Below are 1,156 nucleotides of genomic sequence, written 5' to 3' on the forward strand. Positions count from 1 at the left end.
TTTTTTTATTCAGTTTTTAATACTGATATATGATTTGCATCATAGGGCTTGCCTGATTTTGCAATCGCAAATGCTTGTTTTAATAACTTGTTTGAAACGGCAATTAATGCTAACTTTTTACTCTTCCCTTTGTTTGTTATTCGTTCAAAGATTTCTCTACATGCTTTATTATGTTTATAAGCACTAAACGAACACAAGAAAAGTAAGTTCCTTAACTTTTTGTTTCCTACTTTACTAATTCTTGAACGACCTCTTACACTGCTTCCAGACACTCTGATTGTTGGTGTAATTCCTACATAACTGCACAATTGTGAAGCAGTTTCAAACTTTTTAAAACCATCAGTAACTACAATTAAAAACAACGCCGTTTTTATCCCAATACCTGGAATACTTTGTAATAAAGTAAGTTGGTCTTGTTGGTCTTGTTTTACTAATGATAGTAGTTTACCCTCAATTTCCTTGAGCTCCTTTTCTAAAAACTTTTTAGTTTTCAATAATGAACGATAAACAACTTTTGACGGAATACCTAAGACCTTTTCTCCATGAATTTTGTTCTTTGTTGCTGTTCTCATTTTTAATTGACTATCCATTAATCGGAACAATTGCAAACACTCACTTTGTTTATCTGTAACTGCTGTATACAAGGAAACCTCTTGAGTTAAGCCATAATCACAGATCGATTTTGCATCACTTTTATCTGTTTTTACTTTAGCTAATTTCATTTGAATGAATCGTTTGATAGATAAAGGATTTACTACTGATACTGCAACTTGATTATTGTACAAATATTGAGCAAATCTATAATGATAATAACCCGTAGCTTCCATTACTACTAAACTTTCTGGTGATAGCACTTTTAGAAACTTCTTGAATCCCTTTTCACTATTCTTAAACTGTAAATGTCCTTGAACACTACCATAACAATCAAATACAGATTTACTGATGTCAATTCCAAAAGTTTCATTATATTTATTCATAAGAAATGATTTATGAAAGAATAAGCTACTAGTTATCACAACAACTTGAAAACGAGATCTAGGTCTCACAGAACTGAACGTGTTTTTTAGTAGAAAAGAGAGAGGATTATCAGTGTTGTCGAAGTCAAAGCTTCACCGTATATACTAACCTTAATTCTCTCTTTTATTCTTTCTGATTT

General features: G+C 31.1%; 1 protein-coding gene. It reads right to left on the reverse strand.

Annotation, left to right across the window (positions count from 1 at the left end; genetic code table 11):
- Positions 1-5: 5 nt before the first annotated feature.
- Complete coding sequence (locus tag ACJJVK_RS00020; RefSeq protein WP_405562109.1) at positions 6-977, reverse strand: IS110 family transposase; 972 nt, start codon at positions 975-977, stop codon at positions 6-8.
- Positions 978-1,156 lie beyond the last annotated feature (179 nt).

It is taken from the genome of Polaribacter sp. Asnod6-C07 (assembly GCF_045063625.1).
GTDB lineage: Bacteria > Bacteroidota > Bacteroidia > Flavobacteriales > Flavobacteriaceae > Polaribacter > Polaribacter vadi_A.

What these genes read in the sequence shown, in the direction of transcription:
- ACJJVK_RS00020 (WP_405562109.1), bottom strand. Translation starts at nt 977, where the DNA reads ATGAATAAATATAATGAAACTTTTGGAATTGACATCAGTAAATCTGTA.